Annotated in this window: 17 protein-coding genes; 5 read left to right on the plus strand and 12 right to left on the minus strand. The window is 73.4% G+C overall.

The window, feature by feature from the left end; translation table 11 throughout:
- Positions 1-125: 125 nt before the first annotated feature.
- The 4 genes from NH342_RS10970 to clpB form a co-directional block, all read right to left on the minus strand.
- A complete protein-coding gene (locus NH342_RS10970) occupies positions 126-794 on the minus strand; it encodes a hypothetical protein (RefSeq protein ID WP_253014749.1) in 669 nt (222 codons plus the stop codon).
- On the minus strand, positions 791-1213 hold the full coding sequence (locus NH342_RS10975; protein ID WP_253014751.1) for a hypothetical protein: 423 nt from the start codon (positions 1211-1213) through the stop codon (positions 791-793). The genes NH342_RS10970 and NH342_RS10975 overlap by 4 nt, the downstream gene beginning before the upstream one ends.
- A gap of 112 nt (positions 1214-1325) precedes the next feature.
- Positions 1326-2024 carry a hypothetical protein gene (locus tag NH342_RS10980; protein WP_253014753.1) on the minus strand — a complete coding sequence of 233 codons (699 nt, stop codon included), beginning with the start codon at positions 2022-2024 and terminating at the stop codon, positions 1326-1328.
- 130 nt (positions 2025-2154) lie between these two features.
- Positions 2155-4788, minus strand: a complete 2634-nt coding sequence (gene clpB / locus NH342_RS10985; RefSeq protein ID WP_253014755.1) for an ATP-dependent chaperone ClpB — start codon at positions 4786-4788, stop codon at positions 2155-2157.
- A gap of 136 nt (positions 4789-4924) precedes the next feature.
- Between clpB and NH342_RS10990 the strand changes: the two genes are divergently transcribed.
- The 3 genes from NH342_RS10990 (at position 4925) to NH342_RS11000 (ending at position 6325) form a co-directional block, all read left to right on the plus strand.
- Complete coding sequence (locus NH342_RS10990; protein ID WP_253014757.1) at positions 4925-5386, plus strand: MarR family winged helix-turn-helix transcriptional regulator; 462 nt, start codon at positions 4925-4927, stop codon at positions 5384-5386.
- Between the two features lie 61 nt (positions 5387-5447).
- Positions 5448-5891 (plus strand): OsmC family protein, encoded by a 444-nt coding sequence (locus NH342_RS10995; protein WP_253014759.1) that lies wholly within the window; start codon positions 5448-5450, stop codon positions 5889-5891.
- A gap of 110 nt (positions 5892-6001) precedes the next feature.
- Positions 6002-6325 (plus strand): hypothetical protein, encoded by a 324-nt coding sequence (locus tag NH342_RS11000; protein WP_253014761.1) that lies wholly within the window; start codon positions 6002-6004, stop codon positions 6323-6325.
- A 56-nt stretch (positions 6326-6381) separates the two neighbouring features.
- Here the strand turns inward: NH342_RS11000 and NH342_RS11005 are convergent, their stop codons facing one another.
- The 8 genes from NH342_RS11005 to NH342_RS24205 all read right to left on the minus strand — a co-directional run bounded on the left by NH342_RS11005 (position 6382) and on the right by NH342_RS24205 (position 14953).
- Complete coding sequence (locus tag NH342_RS11005; RefSeq protein WP_253014763.1) at positions 6382-8157, minus strand: MDR family MFS transporter; 1776 nt, start codon at positions 8155-8157, stop codon at positions 6382-6384.
- 50 nt (positions 8158-8207) lie between these two features.
- Positions 8208-8672 carry a MarR family winged helix-turn-helix transcriptional regulator gene (locus tag NH342_RS11010; protein ID WP_253014765.1) on the minus strand — a complete coding sequence of 155 codons (465 nt, stop codon included), beginning with the start codon at positions 8670-8672 and terminating at the stop codon, positions 8208-8210.
- A 158-nt stretch (positions 8673-8830) separates the two neighbouring features.
- On the minus strand, positions 8831-9415 hold the full coding sequence (locus NH342_RS11015; protein WP_253014767.1) for a MarR family winged helix-turn-helix transcriptional regulator: 585 nt from the start codon (positions 9413-9415) through the stop codon (positions 8831-8833).
- Positions 9412-9768: a heat shock protein transcriptional repressor HspR gene (locus NH342_RS11020; protein ID WP_305884888.1), complete on the minus strand. Its 357-nt coding sequence runs from the start codon at positions 9766-9768 to the stop codon at positions 9412-9414. Before NH342_RS11020 ends, NH342_RS11015 begins: the two co-directional genes overlap by 4 nt.
- Before the next feature lie 73 nt (positions 9769-9841).
- A complete protein-coding gene (dnaJ, locus tag NH342_RS11025) occupies positions 9842-11059 on the minus strand; it encodes a molecular chaperone DnaJ (RefSeq protein WP_253014769.1) in 1218 nt (405 codons plus the stop codon).
- Between the two features lie 94 nt (positions 11060-11153).
- Entirely contained in the window at positions 11154-11885 is a 732-nt protein-coding gene (gene grpE, locus NH342_RS11030; RefSeq protein ID WP_253014771.1) for a nucleotide exchange factor GrpE, read from the minus strand.
- Positions 11882-13762, minus strand: a complete 1881-nt coding sequence (dnaK, locus tag NH342_RS11035; RefSeq protein ID WP_253014773.1) for a molecular chaperone DnaK — start codon at positions 13760-13762, stop codon at positions 11882-11884. Before dnaK ends, grpE begins: the two co-directional genes overlap by 4 nt.
- A gap of 135 nt (positions 13763-13897) precedes the next feature.
- Positions 13898-14953 carry a diguanylate cyclase gene (locus tag NH342_RS24205; RefSeq protein WP_253014775.1) on the minus strand — a complete coding sequence of 352 codons (1056 nt, stop codon included), beginning with the start codon at positions 14951-14953 and terminating at the stop codon, positions 13898-13900.
- A 203-nt stretch (positions 14954-15156) separates the two neighbouring features.
- Here NH342_RS24205 and NH342_RS11045 point away from each other — a divergent pair, with 203 nt between their 5' ends.
- Complete coding sequence (locus NH342_RS11045) at positions 15157-17511, plus strand: (Fe-S)-binding protein (protein ID WP_253014777.1); 2355 nt, start codon at positions 15157-15159, stop codon at positions 17509-17511.
- A 107-nt stretch (positions 17512-17618) separates the two neighbouring features.
- Positions 17619-18179 (plus strand): hypothetical protein, encoded by a 561-nt coding sequence (locus NH342_RS11050; RefSeq protein WP_253014779.1) that lies wholly within the window; start codon positions 17619-17621, stop codon positions 18177-18179.
- The last annotated feature ends 44 nt before the right edge of the window (positions 18180-18223 follow it).

An 18223-nucleotide genomic window follows, 5' to 3' on the forward strand; every position in this document is an offset into this window, starting at 1 on the left:
CGGGCTCGCACTTCTCAGGCAGGCCCTCGAAGAGCTCGGTCAGCATGGCGATGCACCGACGGCACCGGGGTGCCACGACAGGCTGTCAACCAACCTCCCGCGCCACCAGGGTCAACCAGTGAGGGTCAGTCGGCCAGACCGGCGGCGCGGCGACGCCCCCGGACCCGGTACCAGGCGTTCGCCGGGCCGAGTGCGAGCAGCACCGCCCCGACCGCGAGCAGCAGGACCTGGAGCACGCCGAGGACGGTGACCACGAGCAGCGGGGCCTGGACCGCGCTGACCAGGCCGAACAGGCCCAGGCCCGCGAGCACCCACAGCACGATGCGGGCCCAGTTGTGGCCCTGCCAGGCGAAGGCGGCCATGGTCGCGTACAGCGCGACCCCGATCAGCGCCGTGACCGCGGCCGCGGTGGTCGCCGCGGTGCTGACGCTCCCGACGAGCGCCTCGCCGAAGCCCGAGCCCAGGTCGCTGCTGCTGAGACCGAGGTCGCGCAGCGCCTGCTCGACGTAGGCATCGCGGTTGGTCAGCACGACCACGGAGCTGACCAGGCCGACCACGGCGGCGGCGACGAAACCGGCCACCCCCGCGGTCGCGACGACCGGGCGGGGCATCGCCGGCGGGATCGGCTGCGGCGGGCCGTACCCGCGCGGCGGGCCGTACCCGGGTGGCGGGCCGTAGCCGGGTGGCGGGCCGTAGCCCCCAGGAGGGCCGTAACCCGGTGGCGGGCCGTACCCGGGCGGCGGGCCGTAGCCCGGTGGCGGGCCGTAGCCGGGTGGCGGGCCGTAGCCGGTCATGGTCGTCCCCTCGTCGTCGGTGCAGTGCCCATCGGACCACGGGCCAGGTGGACCCACTCCCGGGCGTCGGGGTGCAGGAGCAGCGCCAGCCACAGCAGCGGGACGGCGGCTCGCCAGGGAGCGGTGCCGAGGAGGGCCACCCCCAGGTCCAGGACCGCCAGGACCACCAGCCCGTCGCGGGCCCAGCGGCGCTGCCGGTCGAAGGCGTGCCGCAGCCACAGCACCGGGACGGCCGCGGCCAGGACCACCAGCGCAGCCAGCGGCCCCTGGACCACCAGCGCGTGCAGCGCCACCAGGCAGAGGACCGCCACCTGCAGGGCCAGCACCCGCAGCACCCAGCGGGCTGCCCGCAGGTGGCGCACCCGGTCCACCGCGGCCCGGGTGGCCCGCGCCCCGGCCGGCCCCGTCGTCGTCCCCACCGTCGTCCTCCCTCGTCCCGGCACCTCCGGGCGCGCGCAGGGTGCCCGACGGGGCGGACGTGGCGGGGCCGCCGTCCACAGCCTGTGGACGGCGGCCCCGGTCAGCAGTCGCTCAGCGACCCTTCATGGCGGCGTACCACTGGCTCGACGCCTTCTGGGCCAGGAAGAAGATGCCGGCGGCGATGAGGATCAGCTGCAGCACGCTCAGGATGGTGATCAACGCGACCCCGGTGCCGGCGATGTTGAACACCGACAGCAGGCTCAGGCCGCCGAGCACGAAGAGCACGATGCGGGCCCAGTTCTTGCCCTTCCAGGCGAACCAGATCACCGCGCAGTAGGCGGCGAAGATGATCAGCCCGAAGACCGCACCGGCGGTGGCCGCGCCGTTGCCGATGCCGGAGATCGAGGCATCCACCGAGTTCGGGTCGATCCCGGCGTCGCGGTAGGCGTTGTCCAGGATGGTCTGCAGGTTGGCGAAGGTGACGACCGAGCCGATCAGCCCGAGGACGGTGGCCGCGACGAAGGCGTAGATGCCGTTGGTGACCGTCGAGGGCCGGGCCGGCGCGGGACCCGCGGGTCCCTGCGGACCCCAGCCGGCGTTCGGCGCGGCCGGGTAGCCGCCAGGCTGCTGGCCGTACCCCTGCTGCCCGTACCCCTGCTGCCCGTAGCCCTGCTGGTAGCCGGGCTGCTGGCCGTAGCCGGGCTGGCCCTGCTGGTAGCCGGGCTGCTGGCCGTAGCCCGGCTGGCCCTGCGGGGGCTGACCCTGGCCGGGCTGCCCCCACTCGCCGGGCTGTCCCTGTCCTGACGTCATCGGTCCTCCTCCATCGGGCCCGGCGCACCCGGGCGGGAAGATCATGACGGCAACCGCGGCCCCCGGCGACCCGGGACACGACGGCGCCCACCGACCGGGTGGTCGGTGGGCGCCGTCGTGGGCGCGCGGATCAGGCCGTCAGCTCCCGCGGCTGCTCGGCCGGCCCGTCGGCCGCGGGCGGGGTGCTGCCGGCGCGCCGGACGGTCAGCCCGGCGTCGAGCTCGCCGGCCACGTCGACGGCCACCACGTCGCCGTCGCGGATGTCCCCGGACAGCAGCGCACGGGCCAGCTGGTCCCCGATCGCCGACTGCACCAGCCGGCGCAGCGGCCGGGCGCCGTAGACCGGGTCGAACCCGTTCATGGCCAGCCACTCGCGCGCGGCGTCGGAGACCTCCAGGGTCAGCCGGCGCGCGGCCAGCCGGCGGGCCAGCACGCCGACCTGGATGTCGACGATGCCGGTGAGCTCCTCGGTGCCCAGGGGGCGGAACACCACGACGTCGTCGAGCCGGTTGAGGAACTCGGGCTTGAAGTGCGCCCGGACGACGTCGTCCACGGCCCGCCGCTTGGCGTCGGCGGGGATCGACTGGTCGGCGATGACCTGCGAGCCCAGGTTGGACGTCAGCACCAGGATGGTGTTCCGGAAGTCCACCGTCCGCCCCTGCCCGTCGGTCAGCCGGCCGTCGTCGAGCACCTGCAGCAGGACGTCGAAGACGTCGGGGTGGGCCTTCTCGACCTCGTCGAGCAGCACGATCGTGTACGGCCGGCGCCGCACCGCCTCGGTCAGCTGGCCGCCGGCCTCGTAGCCGACGTAGCCGGGGGGCGCCCCGACGAGGCGGGAGACCGAGTGCTTCTCGGAGTACTCGCTCATGTCGATGCGGACCATGGCGCGCTCGTCGTCGAACAGGAACTCCGCCAGCGCCTTGGCCAGCTCGGTCTTGCCGACGCCGGTCGGGCCGAGGAACAGGAAGGACCCGGTCGGCCGGTCGGGGTCGGCCACGCCGGAGCGGGCCCGGCGGACGGCGTCCGAGACCACGGTGACGGCGTCCGGTTGCCCGACCACCCGCCCGGAGAGCACGTCCTCCATGCGCAGAAGCTTGGCGGTCTCGCCCTCCAGCAGCCGCCCGGCGGGGATGCCGGTCCAGGACTGCACGACCTCGGCGATGTCGTCGGGGCCGACCTCCTCCTTGAGCATCGAGGCGTCGGCGGTGCTCGAGGAGGCCTCGGCGAGTGCCTTCTCCAGGGCCGGCAGCTGGCCGTAGCGCAGCTCCGCGACCCGGGCGAGGTCGCCGTCCCGCTCGGCGCGCTCGGCCTCCTGGCGGACGGACTCCAGCCGCTCCTTGGTCTCCCGGATGCGGTCGATGGCGCCCTTGTCCTGCTGCCAGCGGGCGGTCAGCTGGTCCAGCCGCTCGCGGCGGTCGGCCAGGTCCTCGCGGAGGGCGACCAGGCGCTGCTGGCTGGCCTCGTCCTCCTCCTTGGCCAGGGCCATCTCCTCGATCTCCAGCCGGCGCACCACCCGCTCGACCTCGTCGACCTCGACGGGGCGGCTGTCGATCTCCATGCGCAGCCGGCTGGCGGCCTCGTCGACCAGGTCGATGGCCTTGTCGGGGAGGAACCGGGCGGTGACGTACCGGTCGGACAGCGTGGCGGCCGAGACGATCGCGGCGTCGGTGATCCGGACGCCGTGGTGCACCTCGTAGCGCTCCTTGAGCCCGCGCAGGATGCCGATGGTGTCCTCGACGCTGGGCTCGCCGACGAAGACCTGCTGGAAGCGGCGCTCCAGGGCCGGGTCCTTCTCGATGTGCTCCCGGTACTCGTCGAGCGTGGTCGCGCCGACCATCCGGAGCTCACCCCGGGCGAGCATCGGCTTGATCATGTTGCCGGCGTCCATGGCGGAGTCGCCGCTGGCTCCGGCCCCGACGATGGTGTGCAGCTCGTCGATGAACGTGACGACCTCGCCGTCGCTGTCGGTGATCTCCTGCAGGACGGCCTTCAGCCGCTCCTCGAACTCGCCGCGGAACTTGGCCCCGGCGACCATCGCCGACAGGTCCAGGCTCATCAGCCGCTTGCCCTTGAGGCTCTCGGGGACGTCGCCGGCCACGATCCGCTGGGCCAGGCCCTCGACGATGGCGGTCTTGCCGACGCCGGGCTCGCCGATGAGCACGGGGTTGTTCTTGGTGCGGCGGGACAGCACCTGCACGACCCGGCGGATCTCGGTGTCCCGGCCGATGACCGGGTCGACCTTGCCCTCGCGGGCCCGCTCGGTGAGGTCGACGGCGTACTTCTCGAGCGCCTTGTAGGTGCCCTCGGGGTCCGGCGAGGTGACCTTGCGGTTGCCGCGCACCGTGCGGAAGGCGGCCAGCAGCGCCTCGTCGGTGGCGCCGGCGGCGGTCAGCACGGACGACGCCTCACCGCCGACGGCGGCCAGGCCGACCAGCAGGTGCTCGGTGGAGACGAACTCGTCGCCCAGCGCGGTGGCCTGCTCCCCCGCCGCGTTGACCACGCGCAGGAAGTCCCGCGACGGGGACGGCGCAGCCACCGTGGAGCCGGACACGCTGGGCATCCGCCGCAGCGCGGCCTCGGCCCGGGCCCGCACCTCGCCGGGGACGGCGCCGGTCGCCTGCAGCAGCGGACCGGCGATGCCGTCGGTCTGGTCGAGCAGGGCGAGCAGGAGGTGCAGCGGCTCGAGCGCGGCCTGGCCGCGGTCGACCGCCAGCCGCTGCGCCGCGGCGACGGCCTCCTGCGCTCGGGTGGTCAGCTTGTCCATGGTCGGGGTGGGGTCCTTCCGTCGTGGGGTGTCGCCGTGGTCAACGATCGCAGAGTTGAGTCTGTTCCGCTCAACCTGGACTCCGCAACGAGACCGCCCGGATCCGAGGTTGCATTGCGCCCCCTAAGCTTGCGGAATGCCGGATACCCCGCAGCCCAGCGTCGAGCTGGACGACCAGCTGTGCTTCGCCCTGTACGCGGCCTCGCGGGCGGTCACCGCCCGCTACCGCCCGATGCTGGACAAGATGGGCCTCACCTATCCCCAGTACCTGGTCATGATGCTGCTCTGGGAGGAGGACGGCCAGACCGTCGGCCAGCTCGGCAGCCGGCTCGCGCTGGACTCGGGGACCCTGTCGCCGCTGCTCAAGCGGCTGACCGCGGCCGGCCTGGTCACCCGTCACCGGCGGGTCGACGACGAGCGCTCGGTCTCGATCCAGCTCACCCCGGCAGGCAAGGAGCTGGAGGCGCAGGCCGTCGAGGTGTCGCGCGACATGATCGGGGCACTGGGCATGACGATCGCCGATTTCGACCACCTCAAGGGCGAGCTCCGCACCCTGACGGAGCGGGTCTCGTCGGACGGGAACAGTTCGCCGAACTGATCGGTTGTGCGCGATCGAACGGTCCGTCGACACACGGCGGCCTCACGACGAAGGAGTTCGCATGCCCACTCGCACCGCACGCACCGCCTGGAACGGCACCCTCGAGGAGGGCTCCGGCCAGGTCGAGCTGAGCAGCTCGAAGGTCGGCACCTACGACGTGTCCTTCCCCAAGCGCGCGGCCGACGACGCCGGCGGCACCACCTCGCCCGAGGAGCTCATCGCGGCGGCCCACTCGGCCTGCTACGCGATGCAGTTCTCCGCGCTGATCGCCCAGGCCGGCGGCACCCCGCAGAGCCTCGAGGTCTCCGCCGACGTCTCGCTCGGCCCGGACTCCGCCAACGGCGGCTTCAAGCTGACCGGCATCAAGCTCACCGTCCGCGGCGAGGTCGACGGCCTGGACGAGGCCGGCTTCAGGAAGGCCGCCGAGGACGCCAAGGCCGGTTGCCCGGTCAGCAAGGCGCTGACCGGCGTCGACATCACGCTGGACGCAGCGCTCGTCTCCTGACGCACCCGGCACCGCACAGGGCCCTCCCCCGCCACGGCGGGGGAGGGCCCTGTCGCGTTCCCCAGCCGTCGCACAGCGAGCGCACGGGCGGGGCGGGCACCGTGGTCGGCATGGAACCCGAGACCCCCTTCGAGGCCCGCCGCCGGGGCACCCTCCGCCTCCGCGTCGCCAGTGCCGGTGTGGCCGCCGCGGTCCTGGTCGGCACCGGTGCGGCCACCGTCGCGCTCGCCGATCCCGGCAGCACCGCGACGGCCGAGTCCTCCACCACGTCGACCTCCACCACCGACCCGTCGTCCGGCAGCTCGTCGTCCGGCAGCTCGTCGTCCGGCAGCTCGTCGTCCGGCAGCTCCAGCTCCGACGCCGGGATCTCCTCCGGCTCGGGCGTGACGTCGTCGTCCGGATCGGGGTCGCACGCGAGCTCGGGCAGCTCCTGACGCAGCAGGGCCCGCCCCCGGGGATCGGGGGCGGGCCCTGCGCTGCGGCGGGTCGGTCAGCGACCGGCGGGGAGGACCGCACCCTGCCGGTCGTGCTCGCCCTCCTCGTCGAGGAGGACGGTGACCCGGATCGGGTGCGCGGGGGCGTCGACGCCCCCGACGGCGTGCCGGCCGAGGAGCTGCTGGTCCACCGCCGCCGTGGTGTCCGCGGGGGCCGGGGCAGCCGCGCCATCCGCGCGCTCGGTCTGCGCCCGCTGGTCGCCGCTCTCGGTGCGCAGCGCGACCTCCTTGATGAACAGCACGCTCACCACGGTGACGACCGACAGCAGCGCGGCGACCAGGAAGATCCGGCCGGTGGCGTCGCCGTAGGAGACCCGGATGAGGTCCTGCACCGGAGCGGGCGCGTCGGCCAGGTTCGCCAGCCCCACGTCCCCGCCGCCGCTCTGCGCCGCCGCCCCGGCGGGCAGGCCCGCGGTGATCAGGGTGGTCACCCGGGCACTGAGGACCGCGCCGAGCACGGACACGCCGATCGTGCCGCCCAGGCTGCGGAAGAACGCGACTGCCGAACTCGCGGCGCCGAGGTCGGTGGCCGCCACCGTGTTCTGCACGGCGAGGACCAGGTTCTGCATCGTCATGCCGATGCCCAGGCCCAGGACGGCGAGGAAGACGCCCAGCAGCACCATGTTGGTGGCGTGGTCGACCGTGGACAGCAGGCCGAACCCGGCCGCCACCAGCACCGAACCGGCGACCAGGTAGGCCTTCCACCGGCCGAAGCGGGAGATCAGGATGCCCGAGACGGTGGAGGAGACCAGCAGCCCGCCAACCATCGGGATGGTCAGCAGCCCGGCCGCGGTCGGGGAGTAGCCGCGGGAGATCTGCAGGTACTGGCCCAGGAAGACCGTGGAGCCGAACAGGGCCACGCCGACCGCCACCGAGGCGATGATCGCCAGCGTCGTGGTCCGCTCGCGGAACAGCCGCAGCGGGACGATCGGCTCCTTGGCCCGGGTCTCGGTGACCAGGAAGGCGACGACGGCGAGCAGGCCACCGCCGACCATCAGCGCGGTGTCCAGGGACAGCCAGGCGAAGCTGCCGCCGGCCAGGGTCACCCAGATCAGCAGAAGCGAGACCCCGGCCGTGAGGAAGGCCGCGCCCAGGTAGTCGATGTGCACGGTCCGCTTGACGGTGGGCAGGTGCAGCGTGCGCTGCAGCAGCACCAGCGCGACGACGGCCACCGGGACCCCGACGAAGAAGCACCAGCGCCAGCCCAGCCAGCTGGTGTCGACCAGCAGGCCACCGATGAGCGGCCCCGCCACGGTCGCCACGGCCATCACACCGCCCAGCAGGCCGGAGTACCGGCCCCGCTCGCGGGGGCTGATCATCGCGGCCATCGCGATCTGCACCAGGGCCTGCAGGCCACCCAGGCCCAGGCCCTGCAGGACGCGCCAGCCGATGAGCATCGGCACCGACTGCGACAGACCGGCCAGCACCGAGCCGGTCACGAAGACGACGATCGCGATCTGGATGAGCAGCTTCTTGCTCATCAGGTCCGAGAGCTTGCCCCAGATCGGGGTGGATGCCGTGCTGGCGAGCAGGGTCGCGGTGACCACCCAGGTGTACTGGCTCTGGGTGCCGCGCAGGTCGGTGATGATGGTGGGCAGGGCGTTGGAGACGACCGTCGAGGACAGCATGGCGACGAACAGCGCCAGCAGGAGCCCGGAGAGCGCCTCGAGGATCTGCCGGTGGCTCATCCGGCCCTGCTGCTCGACCGGCGCCTCGGCCGACGGTGCGGCGGGGCGGGCGACCTCGCGGTCGGCGCTGGTGGTGCTCGTCATGCGTGCTGCTCCTGCATTCGCCGGGTGGGTGGTGGTCGGTGCGGGGGTGGTCATGCCGCGGGTGCCGGCTTGGTCGCCCGGCCGACCCCCAGGTCGGCGGTGAGCCGCTCGAGGAGGCGGCAGAGGGTCTCGGCCTCCTCATCGGTCCAACCCGACAACGCGGCGGCGGCCCACTCGCCGCGCACCTCGCGGGTGCGCTCGAGGGCTGCGGCGCCGGCCTCGCTCAGGCCGATCAGGCTGGCCCGGCCGTCGTCCGGGTCGGGCCGGCGGACGACGTAGCCGGAGCGCTCGAGGACGGCGAGCTGGCGGCTGACGACGGACCCGTCCACGCCGGCGGTGGCGGCCAGGGCGCTGCAGCGCTGCTCGCCGTCCCGCTCCAGCGGCGCGAGCAGGGCCCAGCCGAAGCCGGGCAGGTCGCCGTAGAGCTCGTGGGCGGCGTGGTGGGACAGCTGGCGGCCCGCGCGGATGAGCTGCCCGAGGTCGGCGGTGAGCCGGTCGGCCGTGTCCTGGGCCACGTGCACGCGACACCTCCGGGTGGTTGCTTGTAGACCTCAACCATCTTCACGCAGTTGGTTGGGGTCTGCAACCTATGTGCCCGAGATGTGGGTCACCCAGGACGCACGACGGCCGCGCCCCCCGACGGGGACGCGGCCGGACGGTGGAACGGGTGCGGTCAGTCGTCGGCGGCGGGCACGCCGCGCACCTGGTCCTCGTGGGCCTCGCCGAGCCGGTTCAACCGGCCGAGCAGCTCCCCGAGGGCGGCCACGTCCTCGGTGGCCCAGTGGGCCAGATCGGCCTCCCACCGCGCGCGGCGGGCGTCGCGGATCTCGGAGAGCCGGCGATGACCCTCCTCGGAGGTGGACAGCACCTGGGCCCGACCGTCGTCGGGGTCGGCGGCCCGGTCGACCAGGCCGGCGTCGACGAGCGAGGCGACCTGCCGGCTGACGGTGGACTTGTCCAGACCCAGGCGGGCGACGACGTCGCTGGCGCGCAGCGGGCCGGCGTCGTCGAGCAGCACCAGCAGCCCGTAGGCGGCGCCGTCCAGGCCCCGGTGCAGCTCCCCCGCGAGCCGGCCCTGGATCGCGCGGCCACGGCGCAGCAGGAGGGCCACCTCGCGCTCGAGGGCGACGTAGGCCTCGTGGGCCTCGTGGGCCTCGTGGGCCTCGTGGGCCTCGTGGGCGGCCGGGTCGGCGGTGGTCGTCGCGGTGCTCACGTCCTGCTCGACGCGCACCGGCCGTTCGGGGTTCCCGGCGCTCACCGGCTGCTCCTCGGTCCGCGGGGCCGCCAGACCACCAGCGCGGTGCCGGGCGAGGCGTACCCGGTGCCGGCCCGGAAGCCGGTGGCCGCCGCCTCGGCCGTCGCCGCCCGGTGCCGGGCGTCGTCGACCTCGGCGAGCAGTTCCCGCACGCGGTCCTGCAACGCCTCCACCTGCGACTCCAGCTCGATGATCCGCTTGATGCCGGCCAGGTTGACCCCGTCCTCCTGGGACAACCGCTGCACCTCGCGCAGCAGCGCGACGTCACGGGGGCTGTAGCGGCGCCCGCCCCCGGCCGTGCGGCCGGGGCTGACCAGCCCGAGGCGGTCGTACTGGCGCAGGGTCTGCGCGTGCATGCCGGCCAGCTGGGCGGCCACCGAGATGACGAAGACCGGCGCGTCGTCGGCCACGGACCGGGGCTCGCTCACCTCACACACCCCCTCCCGCCCGCACCGCGGCGGTCACCTGCGGTCGCGGGTCCTCGTCGAGCTCGGCTGCCAGCGCCTGCACCGCGGCGCGCGCGTCGGCGTCCAGCGAGGTGGGCACCGCGATGCTCACCGTGACCAGCAGGTCACCGGTGCGGCCCTTGCCGTGCACCCCGCGGCCGCGCACCCGGAAGGTGCGCCCACCCGCGGTGCCCGGCGGCACCTTCAGCGACACCGTGCCGTCCAGGGTGGGGACGGTGAGCGTCGTGCCGAGCGCGGCCTCGGCGAAGCTGATCGGGACGTCGAGGGTGAGGTCGTCGCCGCTGCGGCCGAACAGCTCACTGCCGGTCACGTGGACGACGACGAACAGGTCGCCGGCCGGTCCGCCGCGACGCCCCGGGGCACCCTTGCCGGCCAGCCGGATGCGCTGGCCGTCCTTGACCCCGGCCGGGATGCGCACGGTGATCGTGCGGACCTGGTCGGTGATGCCGCTGCCCCGGCAGGTGGCGCAGGGGTCGTCGACGACGCTCCCGCTGCCGCGGCACTCGCGGCACGGTTCGGAGAAGGCGAAGGCGCCCTGGCTGCGGCTGGTGACCCCCGCGCCGTTGCACACCGGGCAGGTGTGCGGGGCGGTGCCGGGCTTGGCGCCGCTGCCGTGGCAGGTCGGGCACGAGCCCGGGCTCTGCATGCGCAGCGGCACGGTCACCCCCAGCACGGCCTCGTCGAAGGCCAGCGTGGCCTCGGTCTCGACGTCCTGGCCTCGGGCCGGGCCGGAGGCGGCCTGCTGCCGGCTGCGGGTACCGGTGGCCCCACCGCCGCCGAACAGCCCGCCGAGCAGGTCGCCGAGGCCGCCGGCCCGTGCGCCGCCCCCGCCGGAGCCCGCCCCGAACAGGTCGCCGAGGTCGAAGGGCTGCCCGGCGCTCCCGGCGGGGAACCCGCCGGGCGGGAAACCGCCGCCGCCGGCACCGGGCCGGAACCCGCCCCCGCCGAAGAGCCGGCGGGCCTCGTCGTACTCCTTGCGCTTGGCCGGGTCCGAGAGCACGCCGTAGGCCTCGGAGGCGTCCTTGAACTTGGCCTCGGCCTGCGCGTTCCCCGGGTTCTTGTCCGGGTGCAGGTCGCGGGCCAGGGCCCGGTAGGCCTTCTTGATGGTCGCCGCGTCGGCGTCCTTGGCGACGCCCAGTGCGGCGTAGTAGTCCTTCTCGATGAAGTCCCGGGTGCTCATCGGGCGCCCCCCTCCTGCTCGGCGTGCGTCCGGTGGCCGGACGGGATGGTCGGGTGCGGGCGGGGCGAGCTCGGCCACCCCGCCCGCGTGGCGGTCAACCCGCCGGGGTCTCCCCCGCCTGCTCCTGCTCGGCGGCCGGCGCGGGGTTCTCGGGGTCGGTGACCCCGACCATGGCCGTGCGCAGCACCCGGTCGCCGCGCCGGAAGCCCGGGCGCAGCACCGTGGTGGCCGTGGGCACCTGCACGTCGGCGGAGGTGTCGTGCAGCACCGCCTCGTGCAGCGCCGGGTCGAACGGGTCGCCCGGGGTGCCGAAGGTGACCACGCCCAGGCCGTCGAGCAGGCCCAGCACGCGGTCGGCGACGACCTTGAACGCACCGGTCAGGTCACCGTGCTCGCGGGCCCGCTCGATGTCGTCCACGACCGGGATCAGCTGCCCGGCGAACCGCTCGGCCGCCTGGTCCACCACGGCCACGCGGTCGCGGTCGACCCGTCGCCGGTAGTTGGCGTACTCGGCGGTCACCCGCTGCAGGTCCTCGGTGCGCTCGGCCAGCTGCCGGGCGGTGTCGTCCTCGACCAGGTCGGCCGGGGTGTCGGGGACCTCGGGGGTCACCGGGTCGGGCTGGTCGGCCCCGGCGGCCGGACCGTTCTGCTCGCTCATCTGCTCCCCTGGGGTGGCTGTCGACCCTGCCTGACCGGCGGTGCCGGCCGGCGAGCCCATCACGGTCTCGCCGGCCGGCTCCCGCACCTGGCCGCTGGTCGGGTCGATCCGGCGCTTGTCGCGGATGACGACGCGCGGGGTCTCCTCGTCCTGCGGTCGGTCGGTCACTTCTTGTCGGTGTCCTCGTCCACGATCTCGGCGTCGACGACGTCGTCGTCGGTGCCCGAGCCCGCACCCGCGGCACCTGCACCGGCGCCGGCGCCGGCGGCACCCGGCTGGCCCTCGGCACCGGCCGCGTTCTCCGCCTGCTGGGCGTAGAGCGCACCGCCGACCTCCTGGGAGATCCGGGCGACGTTCTCCTGGGCGGTCTTGATGGCCGCGATGTCCGAGCCACCGAGGGCCGAGCGCAGGTCGGTCAGCGCCGCACCGAGCTCGTCCTTCTTGTCCTCGGGGATCTTGTCGCCGTTCTCCGCCAGGAACTTCTCGGTCTGGTACTGGAGGGACTCGGCGAGGTTGCGGGTCTCGGCCTCGTCGCGGCGCTTCTTGTCCTCCTCGGCGTGGGCCTCGGCGTCCTTCATCATCCGCTCGATGTCGTCCTTGGGCAGGGCCGAGCCACCGGTGATGGTCATCGACTGCTCCTTGCCCGTGCCCAGGTCCTTGGCGTGGACGTGCACGATGCCGTTGGCGTCGATGTCGAAGGCGACCTCGATCTGCGGGACCCCGCGGGGGGCCGGCGGCAGACCGGTCAGCTCGAACATGCCGAGCTTCTTGTTGTAGGCGGCCATCTCGCGCTCGCCCTGGAAGACCTGGATCTGCACGGAGGGCTGGTTGTCGTCGGCCGTCGTGAAGATCTCCGAGCGCTTGGTCGGGATGGTGGTGTTGCGCTCGATGAGCTTGGTCATGATCCCGCCCTTGGTCTCGATGCCCAGGGACAGCGGGGTGACGTCGAGCAGCAGGACGTCCTTGACCTCGCCGCGCAGCACACCGGCCTGCAGGGCGGCGCCGATGGCGACGACCTCGTCGGGGTTGACGCCCTTGTTGGGCTCCTTGCCCCCGGTCAGCTCGCGCACCAGGTCGGACACGGCCGGCATGCGGGTGGACCCACCCACGAGGACGACGTGGTCGATCTGGCCGACGGAGATGCCGGCGTCGCGGACGGCCTGGTTGAACGGGGCCTTGGTGCGGTCCAGCAGCGACTGGGTCATCCGCTGGAACTCCGCGCGGGTGATCGTGACGTCCAGGTGCAGCGGGCCGTCGGCACCGGCGGTGATGTAGGGCAGGTTGACGTTGGTCGACTGCGCGCCCGACAGCTCGATCTTGGCCTTCTCCGCGGCCTCGCGGAGCCGCTGCATCGCCAGCTTGTCCTTGGACAGGTCGATGCCGTTGGCGGCGTTGAACTGCTTGACCAGGTGGTCCATGACGGCCTGGTCCCAGTCGTCGCCACCGAGCTGGTTGTCACCGGCGGTGGCCTTCACCTCGATGACGCCGTCGCCGATCTCCAGCAGGCTGACGTCGAAGGTGCCGCCACCGAGGTCGAAGACCAGGATGGTCTGCTCGGTCTCGCCCTTGTCCAGGCCGTAGGCCAGCGCGGCCGCGGTGGGCTCGTTGACGATGCGCAGGACGTCCAGGCCGGCGATCTCGCCGGCCTCCTTGGTGGCCTGGCGCTGGGCGTCCTCGAAGTAGGCGGGGACGGTGATGACGGCCTCGGTGACCGGCTCGCCCAGGTAGGTCTCGGCGTCGCGCTTGAGCTTCTGCAGCACGCGGGCGCTGATCTCCTGCGGGGTGTACTGCTTGCCGTCGATGTCGGCGGTCTTCCAGTCGGTGCCCATGTGCCGCTTCACCGAGCGGATGGTGCGGTCGACGTTGGTGACCGCCTGGTTCTTCGCCGACTGGCCGACCAGCACCTCGCCGTTCTTGGCGAAGGCGACGACCGACGGGGTGGTGCGGGAGCCCTCGGAGTTGGCGATGACCGTGGGCTCGCCGCCCTCCAGGACCGTGACGACGGAGTTGGTGGTGCCGAGGTCGATGCCGACCGCTCGTGCCATGGGGATGTGGCCCTTCTCGTGCGCTGGTGGTGCTTGCAGGTCCGGTGGTCTCGCGTCGGGCGCCTTGCGCCCTGTCCGCTCAACTTTCCTGCCCACCGTAACGGCAAACCTCCGGGTCGTGTTCCCGGGTCCTCCTCAGGGGCGGGGGAGCCGGGAGACCACGAGGTCCCGGCCGCCCTCCTTGGCCACGTAGAGGAGCCGGTCGGCGCGCAGCAGCACCGCGTCCACCGAGTCGACGTCGTCGAGCACGCTGACCCCGAAGCTCGCCGTCATCACCAGGCCGCCGGGGAAGCCGTGCGCGGAGATGTCCCGGCGCAGCCGCTCGGCGACCGCGGCGCCGTCCTCCAGGTCGGCCCGGGGGACGACGACGAGGAACTCCTCGCCGCCCCAGCGGCCGAACACCGCGTCCGGGCGCAGCGAGGCGCGCACCACCCCGGCGACCTCCTGCAGCACCAGGTCGCCGACGTCGTGGCCGTAGCGGTCGTTGACCGCCTTGAAGTGGTCGAGGTCGAAGAGCACGACGGCGGTGCTGCCGCCGGCGCGACGGTCCTGCACCGCGGTGTGCAGCGCGTCGATGAGGCTGCGCCGGTTGGGCAGGCCGGTGAGCACGTCGGTGTGCGCGAGCTCGCGCAGCCGGGCGGCCTCGGCGCGGCTGACCGCCAGCGCCTCCTTGCTGCGGGCCATCAGGAAGGCGAGCATCGCCAGCACCGCCACGTAGCCCAGGGCGCCGACCAGGTCCGGGGTGTAGTTGCGCTGCCCGGGCTCACCGGGGCCGAAGCGGAGCAGTCCCACCACGAGCGCCACGGCCGGCCCGGCGAGCGAGGCGATGAGGGCCCAGCGCGTGTCGAACCACAGGTGGGCGAGCACGACGAGCAGGCAGAGGTTGGCGAACACGCCCGGGAAGAGCGACGCCCACGCCGCGGCGTCGTCGCGGGCGGTGGCCAGCTGCAGGGCCATCGTGGTCAGCCAGACGGCGGCCAGCACGACGAACCCGCCGACCTCGACCCACCGGACCCGGTCGGGGAACCACACCAGGACGACGCCGGCGCCCAGCAGGAACAGCGCCAGCAGCGGGAAGGAGACGGTGCGCTCGAGCGCGTGCCCCTCGGCGCCGGTGATCTGCCAGGCGCAGCCGACCAGGCCGAGCAGGCAGATGGCGAAGTAGACGCGGCGGCGCACCTGCCCCTGCACCCGCCGCCTCCCGTTCCCGGCCCACCGCGCCGGAGGTCGGCGCTGGTCGGGCGGTCGCCAGAGGCTGCCACGGCGTCCCGGCCACGGCAACGCGACCCGGCGCGCGCCGTCCGCGGTTACTGATCAGTAGCCTGTCGGTGCGCTCGGCTATCGTCCGGGCACGTCACGCCGGTCGTCGTCGACCGGCGGGGAGAGGGAGTTCCGTGGGCCCGTTGCAGGTCGTCCTGGGCACGCTCTGCGTGCTGCTGCTCGTCGTCGCCGTGGTCCTCGCGACCCAGGCCGTGCGGAAGATGCTGGCGGTCATCCGCACCGGCCAGCCCGACGGCTCCCGGTTCGGGCCCGTGGGCCCCCGGCTGAAGAACCTGGCGGTCGAGTCCCTCGGCCACACCCGGATGCTGAAGTGGTCGACCATCGGGGCCGCCCACTGGTTCGTCATGGTGGGCTTCTACGGGCTGTTCCTCACCCTGGTCGAGGCCTTCGGCGAGGTCTTCTCCCCCTCGTTCCACCTGCCGCTGATCGGCAACTGGGGCGTGTGGAACCTGTTCGTCGACGTCATCGGCCTGGGCACCGTGCTCGGCATCCTGGTGCTGATCGTCATCCGGCAGAAGGACCACCCCCGCCGCACCGGCCGCAACGGCCGCTTCACCGGCTCCAACGAGGGCCGCGGCTACTTCGTCGAGGCCGTCGTCCTGGTCATCGGCATCTGCATCCTGTCGATCCGGGCGGCGAAGATCGCCTCCGGCCTGGACGACGCCCCCGGCTGGTCGCACCCGGTCAGCTCGGCGCTGTCGAACCTGTTCCCGGACAACCCGGACCTGGTCAGCGTCATCGCGTTCGTCAAGATCGTGGTCAGCCTGGTCTGGCTGATCGTGATCGCCCGCACCCTGACCATGGGCGTGGCCTGGCACCGGTTCAGCGCCTTCTTCAACATCTACTTCAAGCGCGAGGACGACGGCGCCGTCGCGCTGGGCCCGATGCAGCCGATGATGTCCGGCGGCGTCCCGATCGACTTCGAGGACCCCGACGAGGACGCCGTCTTCGGCCGCGGCAAGATCGAGGACTTCACCTGGAAGGGGATGCTGGACTTCACCACCTGCACCGAGTGCGGGCGGTGCCAGAGCCAGTGCCCGGCCTGGAACACCGGCAAGCCCCTGTCGCCCAAGATGGTGATCATGGACCTGCGGGACCACCTGTACGCCAAGGCGCCGTACCTGGTGGGGGCCCGCGAGGTCGGCGACGGCAAGGGCGACTCCGCCGGCGGCGAGTCGGTGATGACGCCCGAGGCGCCGTCCCTGGAGCAGACCTGGTACTCCGGCTTCGCCCGGATCGAGGGCACCAACGACGCCCAGGCCGAGCGGCCGCTGGTCGGCACGCTCGAGGAGGGCGGGGTCATCGACCCCGACGTGCTGTGGAGCTGCACCAACTGCGGCGCCTGCGTCGAGCAGTGCCCGGTGGACATCGAGCACGTCGACCACATCAACGACATGCGCCGCTACCAGACGCTGATCGAGTCCAGCTTCCCCTCCGAGGCCGGCGTGATGCTGCGCAACCTGGAGAACCGCGGCAACCCGTGGGGCGTGAGCCCGTCCACCCGCGACGAGTGGATGAAGGACATGCCCTTCCCGGTCCGCCAGGTCGAGGGCGCGATCGACGACGACGTCGAGTACCTGTTCTGGGTCGGCTGCGCGGGCGCCATCGACGACCGGGCCAAGAAGGTCACCAAGGCCGTCGCCGAACTGCTGCACACCGCGGGCGTCGAGTTCGCCGTGCTGGGCTCGGGCGAGACCTGCACCGGTGACCCGGCCCGCCGCATGGGCAACGAGTTCGTCTTCCAGCAGCTGGCCGCCGAGAACGTCGAGGTGCTCAACACCGTCTTCGAGGGCCGCGAGGCCGGCCGGCGCAAGATCGTGGCCACCTGCCCGCACTGCTTCAACTCCATCAACCGCGAGTACCCGCAGCTGGGCGGCGACTACGACGTCGTGCACCACACCCAGCTGCTGGGCCAGCTGGTCGAGGAGGGCCGGCTCACCCCGGTCACCCCGGTCGACCGCAAGGTGACCTACCACGACCCGTGCTTCCTGGGCCGGCACAACAAGGTCTACACCCCGCCGCGGGAGATCCTGGACAGCGTGCAGGGCCTGCGCACGCAGGAGATGCACCGCTGCAAGGACCGCGGGTTCTGCTGCGGCGCCGGCGGTGCGCGCATGTGGATGGAGGAGAAGATCGGGTCGCGGATCAACATGAACCGCACCGAGGAGGCCCTCGAACTCGACCCCGACGTCATCTCCACCGCCTGCCCGTTCTGCATCACGATGCTGTCCGACGCGGTGAACTCCAAGAAGGAGAAGGGCGAGGCCGCCGAGCACGTCGAGGTGCTGGACGTCAGCCAGATCCTGCTGCGCTCGATGGCGCCGGTGGGGGCGGCGGCCGCCGGGGCGGAGTCCGGCCCGCAGCCGGGCGCCGAGGACGCGGCCGACCGGGGCACCGCCCCGCAGGGCACCGGGCACGGGGAGACCCAGCAGGGCCAGGCCGGCCCGGGCGCCGCGCCCACCGAGTAGTCCCACCCCTCCCGCAGCCGGTCACCCGGCAGGCACCCGGTCACCGCCCAGCGCGACCGGGTGGCTGCACGGTGACCGGCTGCGGTGCGTCCGGGCAGACTGGGGGCGTGAGCTTCATCTTCGGCGGCGTGCGGGGGCGCGAGGACCCCGAGCTGGCGGCGGGCAACCGGCGCACCGCGCAGCACTTCGCCCGCGACATCGGTGACGAGCGGGCGCTGGCCGGCGACGCGACGCCCATCCGGCGCGGCAACCACTGGACGTGGCTCACGGTGGCCGTCGTCGTCCTCGCCGTGCTGGGGTTCACCTCCTCCCGCGGCGCCGACGAGGTCCCGCTGGCCGCCGACTGCAGCAGCCCGGCGATCGGCGTCTCCTCCAGCCAGGTCACCGCCGGCCAGACCATGTACGTGCGGATCACCGGCCCCGACGACGTGCCCTACGTGGTCACCGTCGACGGCGAACCGGTCCGCGGGGACGCCGGGTCGACGGTCAGCTACACCCAGACCCCTGCCGGGCCGGCGCTGGAGCTCACCCAGTGCCTGTCCCCCGGGCTGGCGATCGCCGCACCTGCGGGCGACGGCCCGCACGAGGTCGCCGTCCTCGCCGTCTCCGGCGACGGCACGACCCGCCAGGTCGCCACCACCACCCTGCAGGTGTCGGGCACCCGGTAGCACAAGGACCCCCTGCCCCCCGCGGCTCGCATGCTCGCCACGGG

This window comes from Klenkia sp. PcliD-1-E (assembly GCF_024124375.1).
GTDB lineage: Bacteria > Actinomycetota > Actinomycetes > Mycobacteriales > Geodermatophilaceae > Klenkia.

Coding starts and splice junctions, on each gene's coding strand:
- dnaJ (WP_253014769.1), bottom strand. CDS start 11,059: ATGAGCACCCGGGACTTCATCGAGAAGGACTACTACGCCGCACTGGGC.
- NH342_RS11005 (WP_253014763.1), bottom strand. CDS start 8,157: ATGACGAGCACCACCAGCGCCGACCGCGAGGTCGCCCGCCCCGCCGCA.
- NH342_RS10990 (WP_253014757.1), top strand. CDS start 4,925: ATGCCGGATACCCCGCAGCCCAGCGTCGAGCTGGACGACCAGCTGTGC.
- dnaK (WP_253014773.1), bottom strand. CDS start 13,762: ATGGCACGAGCGGTCGGCATCGACCTCGGCACCACCAACTCCGTCGTC.
- NH342_RS11000 (WP_253014761.1), top strand. CDS start 6,002: ATGGAACCCGAGACCCCCTTCGAGGCCCGCCGCCGGGGCACCCTCCGC.
- NH342_RS10970 (WP_253014749.1), bottom strand. CDS start 794: ATGACCGGCTACGGCCCGCCACCCGGCTACGGCCCGCCACCGGGCTAC.
- NH342_RS10980 (WP_253014753.1), bottom strand. CDS start 2,024: ATGACGTCAGGACAGGGACAGCCCGGCGAGTGGGGGCAGCCCGGCCAG.
- NH342_RS11020 (WP_305884888.1), bottom strand. CDS start 9,768: ATGCACGCGCAGACCCTGCGCCAGTACGACCGCCTCGGGCTGGTCAGC.
- clpB (WP_253014755.1), bottom strand. CDS start 4,788: ATGGACAAGCTGACCACCCGAGCGCAGGAGGCCGTCGCCGCGGCGCAG.
- NH342_RS10995 (WP_253014759.1), top strand. CDS start 5,448: ATGCCCACTCGCACCGCACGCACCGCCTGGAACGGCACCCTCGAGGAG.